At 36.9% G+C, this 13121-nt stretch carries 16 protein-coding genes; 1 reads left to right on the top strand and 15 read right to left on the bottom strand.

Annotation, left to right across the window (positions count from 1 at the left end; all coding sequences use genetic code 11):
- Window positions 1-2: 2 nt before the first annotated feature.
- From NFR29_RS01725 to cobU, 11 genes are all read right to left on the bottom strand, one after another.
- Window positions 3-392 carry an Asp23/Gls24 family envelope stress response protein gene (locus NFR29_RS01725; protein ID WP_251422294.1) on the bottom strand — a complete coding sequence of 130 codons (390 nt, stop codon included), beginning with the start codon at window positions 390-392 and terminating at the stop codon, window positions 3-5.
- 124 nt (window positions 393-516) lie between these two features.
- The gene (gene efp, locus NFR29_RS01720) at window positions 517-1074 is read right to left on the bottom strand and encodes an elongation factor P (protein WP_251422292.1); all 558 of its coding nucleotides are present in this window, start codon (window positions 1072-1074) and stop codon (window positions 517-519) included.
- Window positions 1075-1088: 14 nt separating this feature from the next.
- Entirely contained in the window at window positions 1089-2162 is a 1074-nt protein-coding gene (locus NFR29_RS01715; protein WP_251422289.1) for a M24 family metallopeptidase, read from the bottom strand.
- Between the two features lie 65 nt (window positions 2163-2227).
- Window positions 2228-2926, bottom strand: a complete 699-nt coding sequence (locus NFR29_RS01710; protein ID WP_251422286.1) for a pseudouridine synthase — start codon at window positions 2924-2926, stop codon at window positions 2228-2230.
- A 23-nt stretch (window positions 2927-2949) separates the two neighbouring features.
- Window positions 2950-3588, bottom strand: coding sequence for an alpha-ribazole phosphatase (gene cobC, locus NFR29_RS01705; RefSeq protein WP_251422283.1), 639 nt, complete (start codon window positions 3586-3588; stop codon window positions 2950-2952).
- A gap of 32 nt (window positions 3589-3620) precedes the next feature.
- Window positions 3621-4751 carry a pyridoxal phosphate-dependent aminotransferase gene (locus tag NFR29_RS01700; protein ID WP_251422280.1) on the bottom strand — a complete coding sequence of 377 codons (1131 nt, stop codon included), beginning with the start codon at window positions 4749-4751 and terminating at the stop codon, window positions 3621-3623.
- Between the two features lie 103 nt (window positions 4752-4854).
- Window positions 4855-5793: a GHMP family kinase ATP-binding protein gene (locus tag NFR29_RS01695; RefSeq protein WP_251422277.1), complete on the bottom strand. Its 939-nt coding sequence runs from the start codon at window positions 5791-5793 to the stop codon at window positions 4855-4857.
- Between the two features lie 43 nt (window positions 5794-5836).
- On the bottom strand, window positions 5837-6703 hold the full coding sequence (cobS, locus tag NFR29_RS01690; RefSeq protein WP_251422274.1) for an adenosylcobinamide-GDP ribazoletransferase: 867 nt from the start codon (window positions 6701-6703) through the stop codon (window positions 5837-5839).
- Window positions 6703-7695, bottom strand: a complete 993-nt coding sequence (gene cbiB, locus NFR29_RS01685; RefSeq protein ID WP_251422272.1) for an adenosylcobinamide-phosphate synthase CbiB — start codon at window positions 7693-7695, stop codon at window positions 6703-6705. The genes cobS and cbiB overlap by 1 nt, the downstream gene beginning before the upstream one ends.
- Before the next feature lie 5 nt (window positions 7696-7700).
- Complete coding sequence (locus NFR29_RS01680; protein WP_251422269.1) at window positions 7701-9227, bottom strand: cobyric acid synthase; 1527 nt, start codon at window positions 9225-9227, stop codon at window positions 7701-7703.
- The gene (gene cobU, locus NFR29_RS01675) at window positions 9220-9798 is read right to left on the bottom strand and encodes a bifunctional adenosylcobinamide kinase/adenosylcobinamide-phosphate guanylyltransferase (protein ID WP_251422266.1); all 579 of its coding nucleotides are present in this window, start codon (window positions 9796-9798) and stop codon (window positions 9220-9222) included. The genes NFR29_RS01680 and cobU overlap by 8 nt, the downstream gene beginning before the upstream one ends.
- 63 nt (window positions 9799-9861) lie before the next feature.
- On the opposite strand from cobU, the gene NFR29_RS01670 reads away from it, so the two are divergent.
- A complete protein-coding gene (locus NFR29_RS01670; RefSeq protein ID WP_251422263.1) occupies window positions 9862-10197 on the top strand; it encodes a hypothetical protein in 336 nt (111 codons plus the stop codon).
- A gap of 108 nt (window positions 10198-10305) precedes the next feature.
- Here the strand turns inward: NFR29_RS01670 and NFR29_RS01665 are convergent, their stop codons facing one another.
- From NFR29_RS01665 to thrB, 4 genes are all read right to left on the bottom strand, one after another.
- Complete coding sequence (locus tag NFR29_RS01665) at window positions 10306-10821, bottom strand: cob(I)yrinic acid a,c-diamide adenosyltransferase (RefSeq protein ID WP_251422261.1); 516 nt, start codon at window positions 10819-10821, stop codon at window positions 10306-10308.
- A 14-nt stretch (window positions 10822-10835) separates the two neighbouring features.
- Complete coding sequence (gene ndk / locus NFR29_RS01660; protein ID WP_251422259.1) at window positions 10836-11243, bottom strand: nucleoside-diphosphate kinase; 408 nt, start codon at window positions 11241-11243, stop codon at window positions 10836-10838.
- A 19-nt stretch (window positions 11244-11262) separates the two neighbouring features.
- Window positions 11263-12120 (bottom strand): zinc metalloprotease HtpX, encoded by an 858-nt coding sequence (gene htpX / locus NFR29_RS01655; protein WP_251422257.1) that lies wholly within the window; start codon window positions 12118-12120, stop codon window positions 11263-11265.
- Between the two features lie 85 nt (window positions 12121-12205).
- On the bottom strand, window positions 12206-13120 hold the full coding sequence (gene thrB / locus NFR29_RS01650) for a homoserine kinase (RefSeq protein ID WP_251422254.1): 915 nt from the start codon (window positions 13118-13120) through the stop codon (window positions 12206-12208).
- Window position 13121 lies beyond the last annotated feature (1 nt).

Genomic DNA, 13121 nt, shown 5'->3' with positions numbered 1-13121 from the left:
TCCTACTCCTCCGATGGTGAAAGTTCAGGTGCAAAATCATCAAAAATAATATCTTGCACCACAAGATCTATGGTTTCCACTTTTATTTCGGTATAACTTACAAGAGCGGTTTTAATACGCTCTTGTAGGCGTAAAGCAATATCTGGAATACGATAACCATAGGATATACTTACATATAGAGTAACTGCAATGGCGCCTTCATCAGTAAAAGAAATTTTTACTCCTTCATGATCTGTTTTTCGGCGAAAGAATGTATTGACTTCGTTATTAAAGGTGCTACTCATATGGTGCACACCTTTTGTAGCTAATGCAGTTATACTAACAATCGTGGCATATACATCATCACTTAATTTAATTTTTCCTGATTCTAATTCAGTATTTTTTTTAGTCATAAAGGCCTCTTTCAAAAAAGAGCACTTGTCCCTAACGATATAGATGACAAGTGCTCACTTAACAAAGACGGAGGGACTATTTTCTTGTATAAAGATCTGGCCCTACTACATCGATGAAATAGTACTAGGCACGTTCAATATATTGACCTGTACGAGTGTCAATACGAAGTACATCATCTACTTCAATGAAGAGAGGTACTTTTACAGTGTAACCTGTTTCTAATTTTGCTGGTTTGTTACCACCTGTTGCAGTATCACCTCGGATACCAGGGTCAGTTTCAACTACGCGAAGTTCTACTGCTACTGGTAAATCAAGACCGATAACAGTGCCTTGGAAGAACATGATGGAAACTTCCATATTTTCAAGAAGGAAGTTTTTTGCATCGCCTAATTGTTCAAGTGTCAATTCAACTTGATCATATGTTTCGTTATCCATAAATGTATAAGCACCATCAGATTCGTATAAGTATTGCATACGACGACGGTCAACATGAGCTTTTGGCACTTTTTCACCAGCGTTGAATGTACGTTCTACAACAGAACCTGTTTGTAGGTTTTTCATTTTTGTACGAACAAAGGCTGCACCTTTACCTGGTTTTACGTGTTGGAAATCAACTACTTGCCATACATTACCGTCAATTTCAACGGTTACTCCTGGACGAAAATCATTACTGGAAATCATGAAACTCTCTCCTTTTACACACCGATTTCAATTAATTCTTTTGGACTATGTGTTAATAATTCATAACCATCGGTTTTGACAATTACACTATCCTCTATTCTCAATCCGATTTTGCCAGATAGATAAATTCCTGGTTCAATCGTGATGATCATATTATGTTCTAATGTAGAATCTGATTTTGGACTAGCTGTAGGTTGTTCGTGAATATCGAGACCTACACCGTGACCTAAGCCGTGATGAAATGCTGATCCATAGCCCTTTTCTCTAATATAAGAGCGGGATACTTCGTCTAATTCTTTCCCAGAAATACCTGCTTTAACAGCATTAACGCCACGCTGTTGCGCTTCTAGGACGATAGCATATAATTCTTTTTGTTCTTCATTAGCTTTACCCATCACGATGGTTCTAGTCATGTCTGAATGATAGCCTTTATAAACAGCTCCAAAATCGAAGGTTACAAAATCACCTTCTTCTATAATTTTATCGCTTGCTACGCCATGTGGCATGCTAGAGCGATGACCAGAAGCGACAATGGTCGCAAAGGATGGTTCTTCGGAGCCGCGCTTAAGCATTTCACTTTCCAAAATAATGCGCGCATCATTTTCTGTCATACCTACTTTTAATTGTGGTAATAAAGCGGCAAACGCTTCGTCACCGATGCGAGCAGCTTCGCGCATATAGATGAGCTCATCATCACGCTTGACAGCTCGTAAGGTAGCTAGATTGATGGACGTAAAATTAAATCGTTCATCTAAGGTATCACATAGCAATTCATAGGTATCAACAGGCATATATTTGCCTTCAACACCGAATAATCCTTCGTGAATGTGATGTTCATTGAGAATGTCAACAAAAGCATCCATCACAGTCGTACTATATTGAATAACCGTATATCCTTCACATTGATTCATTGCTTGTTCAGTATAACGGAAATCAGTAACGATATAAGCTTTATTATCAGTAATAAAGGCAAAGGCCTCTGTACCTGTAAACCCTGCGAAATAATGAAGATTAGTAGGGCTAATAATAATCACACCAGTTAATTGCTGGTCTTTAATATATTGTTGTAGCCGATGTAATCCATTCATAATCATACTCCTAGTTTATAAAGTACACTTTATAATACCACAAAATACCTATATTGAATAGAATTTTATTTTTTAAAAGCTCCTATCTCTTCTTCTGTAAGAGGAATAAAAGTACTTATCGTTTCAATATCTTTTAATGTAATCGTTCCAATCGAGAGACGCTTTAAATACGTTACCGTACCTCCAGCAGCACTAATCATACGCTTTACTTGATGGTATTTACCTTCTTCAATAATTATTTTGGCCTTTCCTGGCTCTAGTAACTCTATAGTAGCTGGCTTGCATTGAGTGCCATCACCTAAAAGAATTCCTTCTTTTATTCTAGCAAGACCTTCTTTTGATAAAATCCCTTCATAATTTAATTCATATACTTTGGGAACAGATTTATGTCCATTAATAATCGAATGTCCCCATACACCATCATTAGTAAGTAGTAACAAGCCTTCTGTATCTTTATCTAATCGACCTACTGGGAATACCCCCATTTTTATATATTCAGGTGGCAATAAATCCATAACAACAGGATGAATTTTATCTTCTACAGCCGTTACATAGCCAGCAGGCTTATGTAATTTTACATAATACATTTGCTGCATTGATACACGAACACCATCGACCATTACTTCATCAACATCAATGGAAATAGACTGATCTTTTTTAGTAGCTTGTACACCATTAATCGAAACGCGACCAGATTTTATCAATTGATGTACTTCTTTACGACTGCCAAATGCTTTATTAGCTAATAATTTATCTAATCTCATAGTACGTCCTTAACTCATGCAGATTAAGTTGGTCCTGAAAGAACTTCTACATGAGATGTATCATTGAGTAAATTTAAAATATTATGATCAAACTCTCCCATTCCATTGTAATAAACACGATTAATTGCTGTATTACCTTGACTAAACTTCCAGCAGTGGCTAAGAGGAATATCTAATAATTTACATAAAATCGTGCGAATCGTTCCACCGTGACAAGTGATTAACAATGTTTCATCTTCATCATTTTCACTGATAAAATCATGGACTGCTGCCCAAGCCCTATCTTGTAAGTCCTTAAAACTTTCACCATTGGGAACCTTTACCATATGAGGACGACGATACATTTGATCGATTAATCCTGGCCAACCTTCTTCTATTTCTGTATATAATAAGGCTTCCCAATCTCCAAAATTTAATTCTCGTAATCGCTCATCTTGTTGAATTGGAATAGTCCTATTTCCTCGAATCGATTCAGCCGTTACAAGAGCTCTCGACAAATCACTGGAAATGATACGATCAAAAACTACATCTTTTAATGATTCCCCACAAGCTTTTGCTTGAGCCAAACCATTATCATTTAAAGGGACATCCGTAATACCTTGATATTTTCCTAATTTATTCCAATCTGTTTCGCCATGTCTGACGATATATAATGTTTTCATATATACTCTCTAACTCTTAAATTATATAATTGCTAGTTATTGAAAAAATCCTTAAAGATTTGTATTAATTTTTCGTTTTGGTTATGCGTTTTAACAGCCACTCGAATCCAACCTTCTCCTAACCCGCTATAAGTAGCGCAGTTACGAATCACAATATTGTCTTTACTCAATCGTTGCTCTAAATCTGAAACTTTAATAGTTTTGTCTTTAATTTCTATAAGGATAAAATTAGCCGATGGTTTATATACTGTCAATGATTCAATGGAAGACAAATGATCGTACATATATCGTTGCTCTTCAGCAAGGATTTCTTTTGTTTTGATAATATACTCACTATCGTTTAAAGCGCCAACCGTATAAGCCTGCGCCAATGTATTAATAGACCAAGCCGGAATAAAAGGTTTAATAGCTTCAATCAGCGTAGAGTCCGCAAATAGTGCACCAATCCGCAAGCCTGGAACAGCATAAAACTTTGTCAAAGAGTGAACGATAATCATATTTTTATGGTCCTTTAATAAGGAACGCATGGAATGTGTATTGTCGCTTAATGGTTCGGTACCGATAAAATCGATAAAGGATTCGTCAATAACAAGTAAACTATTAGCATCTTCTAACATAGATGCTAATTGGCTGATCTGATTCTTATCTAATAATGTGCCGTCTGGATTATTCGGATTACCTAAAAAGACTATAATACGACCGTCTTGCCCTTTTAATTCTGCTGCAAAACTTTGTAATGCTAAGTAAGGTACTTCGAAATAAGGCGTACTATTAGGTTCCTCGCGTTGCCTATAAAATACATCTCGTACAGGAATTGATGCTGCCTCCATAGACAGGCGATATTCGGAAAAACCAGGCGCTGGCACAAAAGCACCAGTAAAGCCTGGTAATCGTCCTATAGCAAATAATAACTCTGTTGCCCCATTGCCAACTAAGATAGATTCTTTAGGCATATTATAGACATCGGCAACGGCATTTAATACGTCGTCATTTGTAATATCTGGGTAATGCGCAATATATGGTAACATTGCTTCTAATGCGTTCAATCCTTTTGGACTAGGTCCTAAAAGATTGATATTAGCACTAAAATCAATAACTTCATAAGGTTCTATTCGCTGATTATGAGCAAATTTAAAAATATTGCCACCATGTTCCATTGACATAATTATTATATCCTCTTCTACGTTATGATAACGTACCTACATATTAACATCACTAGGAGATGGGCTCTTCTTATTATAACAAGGAGCCATTGTATTTACTTTCTTATCGTTTGATATATGTTAACCCTTCGTTTGTCGTTTCTACTGTATCTACATAGGTTAATTTCGGTAATTTTAGTGTAATATATTGTTTACATTCATCAATACCCGTAGAATCTGTAGGAAACAAAAGCCCCATAATGGTTCCGCTATGAGCGATGATGGTACCAGCACTCCCAAAATTGATACCTATATCATGAAAATCATACAAATGTGGTTTATACAAAATTCTCTGATTCCCAAAAGCACTTAATGTAGCGGCCTCACCTATAAGCGATATATCACGTTCTGCAAGACCTTTTGTAAATAAAGACAATGCTTCTGTTACAATAGGTTCCTTTTCTTTGATTTTTGCTGGCAACTCTTCTTGTTCATTAAATCGAATCGTATCTATGGTCCCGCCTTCATCAAAGATAAGAATCTTCACTGGTGGGCAAGGTCCTAATGATTGACTAATTTTTCCATTAATATAATCAAATTGGACAGTTCCTGGATAAAAAGATGCATCTGTAGGCTCTAAGGCTAAACAAATCGATTCCAGTTCCTTTAAGCTTAACGGTTTGCCTAATGCTAGAGATGTAGCCATAGCAGCTGCTGCAATATCTGCAGAGCTAGAAGCCATGCCTTTACCTTGTAATATGTCAGAACGAACATAAACAGATAAAGAACGCTCTATATTGTGGCCCATCATGTGTCGAAAAGGTTTCGAGTTTCTAAGTACTTCTTCTACTACTAAGTCGCTAGCAAGTAATTGTTCTACTAATCGTTTCGCATCATTAGATTTTGGTTGCAAAGAACAGTGTTGATGAGGTAATGGAAAAGCCACATCGCTTAGGGCGTAAGAATATCGATTAATGGGACAAGTCACTAAGAAGGATTGTCCATCAATAGACCCTTGAATAAATTCACCACATGTTCCTGGTGATCGCACATAATAGGCCAACCTAACCTCCTTGCAGAATATAAAATATCGAATCGTATAACCTTTATATGGCTTTCATATAGATAGATAATACGATTACATAAACGAACAATAGTAATACTTCCGATACTTCTACTACAAAGCCATATGTATCGCCTGTAGTACCGCCTAATTGTTTCACAATATATTGATTGAGTAGGTAATTAATGATGTAAGTAACAACCATAGAAAAGGTATTAATAAGCGTAAGCACCATTACTATTGTAGCTATTAAGGGGAGCGAAACATAATATAATGCCTCGAAATTACCTACTGTCATAAATGAAGCAGCTAAAAAATAGATTCCTAACAGAATACCTATGATGAAAGGCATGAAAAAAGTAGCTATCGTATTTTTTAATACCACATGTTTAGGCGCCATTTCTGAAAACGCTTGTCCCATACCTGTTTTTCTGGCATAGGGATAGGAGCAAATACTATGAACTAAGGTGAAACGGCTCATTAAGGGCATCATAATCAAGATAATATATAAATAGTAATAGTCTGGTACGGCTACTAATAGCTGCCATTTTAATAATGTCACAAAGAGAATCGCTACTACACCAAAAGAACCAACGCGGCTATCTTTCATAATCTCTAGCATTTTCTCACGATCACGACCAGAAAAAATGCCGTCGCTTGTGTCCATTAGACCATCCGCATGTAGTCCACCGGTTATAAGAAATTCACTAATGACGATAATGAGCAATAACGTACTAGTAGGAAATATATATTGACCTATACCATAGATAATAGCTAGGAGCAAACCAATAACTAAACCTACATAAGGAAAAGCAATGACTGATTTTCCAAAGTCCTCCATTGTCCATTCTTGTTGATTCACAACTTTCAAACGTGTTAAAAACTGTAAGGCAATAAAAAAGGATTTCATTAGATTGTAACTCCATATATAGTCAGTGTTGATAGAATAATCATAAGCACTGTAGCGCAGTACATCATATAAATAGTACGAGTAATATGTAATCGATTCATTTCTTCTAAAGGATCCCCCATATAAGGCCGGAATGTTTCTTTATTAAAATACCGATTAAAGCCCCCTAATCGTATGTGTAAAGCACCTGCTACCGGTGCTTCTGCATAACCACTATTGGGACTTGGATGTTTTTTAGCATCTCGTATTGTAATATGAAAGGCTTGTTTCGCATCAAATCGTAAGATAAAGGCAGCTATAAGAAATAAAATAAAGGTAATACGAGCAGGGATCCAATTTAACCAATCATCTAATTTAGCAGCTACTCTACCAAAAAATAGATATTTTTCATTTTTATAGCCCATCATGGAGTCCATTGTATTGGCAGCACGGTATAATACAGCACCTATAGGGCCAGCTATGACGAACCAAAATAATGGAGCCACTACCCCATCAATGGTATTTTCTGAAATTGTTTCTACTGTAGCTCGAGTAATTTCACTTTCGTCAAGATCTTCTGTATCGCGCCCTACAATCCAAGACAATTTTTCTCGCGCTTCTTTGAGAGAACCTTGTTTTAATAATCGATTAAGTTCAAAGCCTGCACCACCGAGAGAGCGAGGAGAAATAGTAATGTAAAGAATTAAAATCTCTACAATATAGAGAACCCATTCATTAATAAATGCAGCAAACCACAATATGAGGGATGTAATGATATATGTTGTGAGTAAAATAAATCCTACCGCAATCCCACCATACCAGAGTTTTTTCGTATCATTATCAGTCTCTTTATAAAAGACAGCTTCAAAAAAGCTGATAATACGCCCCATTAATACGACAGGATGAAATTTTGATTTCGGGTCACCTAAGGCTATATCTAATAAAAACGCCAATAGAGGAATACAAACATAGCTATATGTAGTAAACCAATCTAAAACTGTATGTATATTCATAAGTGTCACGCATTATCCTTTAATAGATTCATAATATAGTCCATATCTAAATGTTCTTCTACTATATCAGCTAAGCGATTATAAGCATTATTTTTATGGTCAAAATAACGGAACAATATCGGCTGTTCATCTAATCCTTTGGCAAGTCGTAATTGATTAATGATAAATCGTCTAAATTCATCATTATCAAATACACCATGAATATAAGTGCCCATGATCCGTCCATTACCATCGATGAAACCATCTACTACATGGACTGGTTGTTCACTGCGAGATGTAATAGTAAAACACCGTTTTACCGATTCTTCATTAGGTGTAGTATCGCCCATATGGATTTCGTAGCCCACTAAATTCTTTCCAGAATAGCTACCGTTAAGAAATTGAAGGCCTTCTACATCGAAAGTGACTTGGTGAGTCATTTTTTGATCTTTCATAGTCGTTGTCGATGGTACAAGTGCAAGACCTTGGATTTCTTCAATATCCCCTTCCATATGGTGCGGATCATAGATAGTCGTTCCCAACATTTGATTACCACCACAAATGCCAATAACAGGAGTACCAGCAGCTGCTAGAGCTTGTACTTCTTCAGCAAAGCCAGAATCTCTTAGATATTGCAAATCCGCTAATGTATTTTTAGAACCAGGCAAAATTACTAAATCCGGTTGACCTAATGCTTCACCAGGCCCTACAAATCGAACGGATACATCAGGTTCATAATTTAATGCATCAAAATCTGTAAAATTAGATATTTTAGGAGTTTGTAGTACAGCAATTTGAATCTCTTTATGTGTTGCATTTCGTTTATTTTCTAACGCTACCGAGTCTTCTTCATCAATATCTAGCTGTTCAATAGCAGGAATGACGCCGACCACTTTTTTTCCTGTTTTTTCTTCTATGAAAGTCAAAGCTGGTTCTAATAACTTAATATCGCCACGGAATTTATTGATAACAATACCTCTGATTAAGTCTCGTTCTTCTGGTTCTAATAATTCTAAAGTTCCTACGATAGAGGCTATGGCACCGCCGCGATCGATATCGGCAATTAACAATACTGGAGCCTGCGTCATTTTTGCAATGCGCATATTGACGATATCATTAGCTTTCAAATTAACTTCTGCAGGGCTACCAGCCCCTTCAATAACGATCATTTCAAAATTTCTATCTAAGAAATCTAATGATTCTTTTACTTTATCTAAAGCTGTTAAAGAATATTTTGTGTGGTATTCTTTGGCAGAATATATACCTACTGGTTTCCCCATGAGTACTACTTGAGACGATTGATTACCTGTAGGTTTCAATAAAACAGGGTTCATTTGAACGATAGGATCGATGCCAGCTGCTTCTGCTTGGGCAACTTGAGCTCTACCGATTTCATCCCCCCATTTAGTAACATAAGAATTTAATGCCATATTTTGCGCTTTGAAGGGAACCGTTTTATAACCTTTACGATAGAGAATACGACATAAGGCGGTACATAAAATACTTTTTCCTACATTGGAGCTCGTTCCCTGGAACATAATTTTTTTAGCCATCTATATGAACCTCCTGAGATTTTAATTCTATCGTTACACCACTAATCGTGAGATATAGCTTATCTGCTGCTCTAGCTACTTCTTGGTTAATACGTCCTGCAATATCGCGGAAATAGCGAGTTAATTTATTATCTGGCACAATACCTAATCCTAATTCATTGGTTACAAATATAACGATCTTATCTTGACTAGCTTGAATTAATGTCAATAAAGCTTGCACTTCTGTTATGATTGCTTGTTCTACTTCATTGGCTGATTCTTGATTATCAATATCTCCATAGGCAAAGAAATGATTTGTAGTGAACATCGTTAAACAGTCAATCAAAATGATATCATTATCTAGTTCTATCGTCGGCCATGCAAGGGATAAAAAAGTAGGCACTTCATAAGTATGCCATTCAGTCCCTCTTCTCGCTTGATGTTTAACAATGCGATCTTTCATTTCGTCATCGAAAGCTTGACCTGTTGCAATGTAAGCCTTTTGTCCTGGTAATGATTTCGCTAATCGTTCAGCAAATTCACTTTTTCCACTTCTTGCTCCACCAGAGCAAAGTATAATTGTTGATTTCATAAATCACCTATACAAGTATATATAATTTCTGTATCATTATTAGTATAACAAAGGAGAGATACGATGGAAATTATGAATATGAAACTAAAAATGATGTCTACCTTATGGGAAAATACATATCGAGTAGCTATTGAAGATGGACAAGGTGGTTATATCGGCACCGTGCGAGTTATTGTAAACATACCAATCGATCCAGAGCAATTACCACCCAATGCACCACAAGTGGAGCCACAACTATTTGTCCTCGTAGAGGATTTTAATTTTAGTTCCTCTGAACTCATTCGGTTTGAAACGACCTTATCAGATTTATTAAGAGAAAAATTTAGATATGAAATTCCTCATATTTTCTTTTTCTACCCTAGCCCTCACGATGTATTGACTCAAGATATCACTCAATAGTAATAATGTAAACCCATTTGTTGATACATAAGTCCTATTGAATATAGAATTAGACAACCTCAATAGAGGAAAATAAAAAAGCTATGTGCATGACATAGCTTTTTTTATTTATTCTGCGTCAAGCTCTTCTTCAACACGGCTAAGAATAAAACATAAATCGGATAAGCGATTTAAATATCGCAAATTGGACTCATGTACTTCTTCACCATTATCTAATACGCGCCATAAAACGCGTTCTGCGCGGCGTGCAACAGTTCTAGCTACATGCAAGTAAGATGATGAAACATGATCGCCAGGAATGACAAAACTTGCCAACGGCTCTAACTGTTCATCAAATTTATCAATCGCTTTTTCCAAGTGTTTCACTTGTTGGTCTGTTATTTTAGGATTTTGGCCAAGACTAGCTACGTCAGCCATCAATGTCCATAATGTACGCTCAATGTCGAGCAATTCAGCTTGCACTTTTGAATGTGTTGCATGTGCTCTTGCTAAGCCAAGAAAAGCTTGTAGTTCATCAATCGTGCCATAAGCTTCCACACGAAGTGATGATTTTTGAACTCGTTCACCTGTATAAAGGCCTGTTGTGCCTTTATCACCAGTTTTCGTATAAACGCTACTGCCCATTTTGAGCCCTCCTTTTATTTATATTCAGGAAACCATAAATGAATTTCGCGATTAGCAGACTCAACAGAGTCCGATGCATGAACTACATTGGAGTCCATAGTTAAGGCATAGTCACCACGAATACTACCAGGTACTGCATCTACTGGATTTGTAGCACCATTGATAGAACGAACAGAAGTAACTGCATGTTTACCAGCTAAGACAAAAGCCAATACTGGTCCAGATGTTATGAAATCAACAAGCTCACCAAAGAACGCTTTCTCTTTATGCTCAGCATAATGTTCTTCTCCTAGTGCTCTAGAAGCTGTTACTAGCTTCATAGCTTTAATAAGTAAACCTTTACGTTCATAACGGCTAATGATTTCACCACAAATTTGACGTTTTACACCATCTGGCTTAATTAACACTAATGTTTCTTCCATGATTATGCCTCCTGTTCGTTTACTTATATTTAGACTGTAATGATAATTCTTTCAATTTTGCAATGCGATCTTCCGTACGCGGATGTGTACTGAACAGATTAGATAAGCTTTCACCAAGTCCCATCATAGGATTGACAATAAACATATGGGCGGTAGCATTATTAGCATTTGGCAGCGCTCCATATTTCGAATAATGGTCGATTTTTGCCAGGGCAGATGCTAATGCCATTGGATTTTTTGAAAGTTCTGCGCCCCCCTCATCAGCAGCATATTCGCGAGTTCTGGAAATCGTCATTTGAATAATAGACGCTGCTAAAGGAGCCAACACCATCATAGCAATAAGAGCAATAGGGTTGCCATTGTTTTCTCTATCATCAGAACGACCGCCAAAAATAAGCCCAAACTGAGCAATCGTAGAAATGGCGCCTCCAATAATAGCGGCAACAGTACTGATTAAAGTATCACGATTTTTAACATGTGTCAGTTCATGTCCCAATACGCCTTCTAACTCTTCATCTGTTAATAATCGTTGAATCCCTGCTGTTACAGCTACTGCTGCATGTTCTGGATTGCGACCAGTCGCAAAAGCATTAGGGATTTCGCTCGGTATGATATATACCTTAGGCATCGGTAGATTCCCATTAGCTGCCAATCGCTGCACCATACCATATAGTTTTGGATCGGACTGCGCATTGACTTCTTGTGCATTATATTGGGCTAATACCATTTTGTCACTATACCAATAAGACATAAAGGTCATTACCCCAGATACGATGAACATGAGCATCATACCTTGAGTGCCGCCAAAGGCATTACCTAAAAATACTAACAACGCTGTTAACGAAGCTAGCAAGATTGTTGTTTTTAAATTGTTCATAGATTCCTCCAACTTATGTTTTTGGCCTATGCCCTAACTCGTTATTATTATACCACAATATACAGTGAAAACTGTAATTGTCCATTTATACTCTACTAGCCCCCACTGTGTCTGCCTCTAATGTATATGTCTTATTGGCAATACCGTGATCCGTAAAGACTTGCCCCATCGCTGCTGCTACTGCTTCCACATGTGCTTTGTCGGCATAAGCAATCAAAGTAGATCCAGATCCGCTGATGGTCGCACCGTAAGCGCCCTTCTCTTTGGCAACAGTAAAAACTTCATCACAATGAGGAATCAATGTTTTACGATAGGGAACGTGTAAATTATCTTCTAATGCTACTGTTAAATTATTTAATTGTTTTGTAATTAAACTTGTCACAAACAAAGAAGCATGACTTACATTTTGAACGGCTTCTTTGAAAGGTACATGATTTGGCAAAACGGAACGGGCGTATTCAGTAGACACCAATACTTCCGGAACGACTACGGCAAAATGTAGTGTTTCTGGTACAGGAATGACTGTATTTAATACTCTATCTTTTAATCCTGTAGCACAACATAAATTACCGTAAATAGCTGGTGCCACATTGTCTGGATGTCCTTCCATACGGTTAGCAATAACTAATAATTCCTCTTTTGTTAACGGTTTGCTGATTAATTCATTAGCTAATAATAGCCCCCCTACGATGGCCGTACTACTACTACCTAAGCCTCGAGAAGGAGGAATTAATGTGTCAGATGTAATATGTCCATATTGAATCGGTTCTTGTGCTTTAGCAAATACTTGCTCCATAGCAATACCAATTAAATTAGTTTTAGGATCTTCTTTCTCTAATAAATCAGCACCAAAGCCAGTAAAGGTATAGGTAAAACGATTAGATTTTGGTTCTGCTTCAAAGGTAAAAATATTATATAAATTTAATGCTAATCCTAAGCAATCAAATCCGGGACCACAGTTTGCACTCGTAGCGGGTACTTGTACGCGAATACGTTCCATT

The sequence above is a fragment of the Veillonella agrestimuris genome, from assembly GCF_943193065.1.
GTDB lineage: Bacteria > Bacillota > Negativicutes > Veillonellales > Veillonellaceae > Veillonella > Veillonella agrestimuris.
This window is presented reverse-complemented; position numbering and strand designations above follow the sequence as displayed.

What these genes read in the sequence shown, in the direction of transcription:
- cobC (WP_251422283.1), bottom strand. Translation starts at nt 3,588, where the DNA reads ATGAAAACATTATATATCGTCAGACATGGCGAAACAGATTGGAATAAA.
- NFR29_RS01680 (WP_251422269.1), bottom strand. Translation starts at nt 9,227, where the DNA reads ATGGCTAAAAAAATTATGTTCCAGGGAACGAGCTCCAATGTAGGAAAA.
- thrB (WP_251422254.1), bottom strand. Translation starts at nt 13,120, where the DNA reads ATGGAACGTATTCGCGTACAAGTACCCGCTACGAGTGCAAACTGTGGT.
- NFR29_RS01710 (WP_251422286.1), bottom strand. Translation starts at nt 2,926, where the DNA reads ATGAGATTAGATAAATTATTAGCTAATAAAGCATTTGGCAGTCGTAAA.
- cobU (WP_251422266.1), bottom strand. Translation starts at nt 9,798, where the DNA reads ATGAAATCAACAATTATACTTTGCTCTGGTGGAGCAAGAAGTGGAAAA.
- NFR29_RS01725 (WP_251422294.1), bottom strand. Translation starts at nt 392, where the DNA reads ATGACTAAAAAAAATACTGAATTAGAATCAGGAAAAATTAAATTAAGT.
- NFR29_RS01670 (WP_251422263.1), top strand. Translation starts at nt 9,862, where the DNA reads ATGGAAATTATGAATATGAAACTAAAAATGATGTCTACCTTATGGGAA.
- cbiB (WP_251422272.1), bottom strand. Translation starts at nt 7,695, where the DNA reads ATGAATATACATACAGTTTTAGATTGGTTTACTACATATAGCTATGTT.
- efp (WP_251422292.1), bottom strand. Translation starts at nt 1,074, where the DNA reads ATGATTTCCAGTAATGATTTTCGTCCAGGAGTAACCGTTGAAATTGAC.
- cobS (WP_251422274.1), bottom strand. Translation starts at nt 6,703, where the DNA reads ATGAAATCCTTTTTTATTGCCTTACAGTTTTTAACACGTTTGAAAGTT.
- htpX (WP_251422257.1), bottom strand. Translation starts at nt 12,120, where the DNA reads ATGAACAATTTAAAAACAACAATCTTGCTAGCTTCGTTAACAGCGTTG.
- NFR29_RS01665 (WP_251422261.1), bottom strand. Translation starts at nt 10,821, where the DNA reads ATGGGCAGTAGCGTTTATACGAAAACTGGTGATAAAGGCACAACAGGC.
- ndk (WP_251422259.1), bottom strand. Translation starts at nt 11,243, where the DNA reads ATGGAAGAAACATTAGTGTTAATTAAGCCAGATGGTGTAAAACGTCAA.
- NFR29_RS01700 (WP_251422280.1), bottom strand. Translation starts at nt 4,751, where the DNA reads ATGTCAATGGAACATGGTGGCAATATTTTTAAATTTGCTCATAATCAG.
- NFR29_RS01715 (WP_251422289.1), bottom strand. Translation starts at nt 2,162, where the DNA reads ATGAATGGATTACATCGGCTACAACAATATATTAAAGACCAGCAATTA.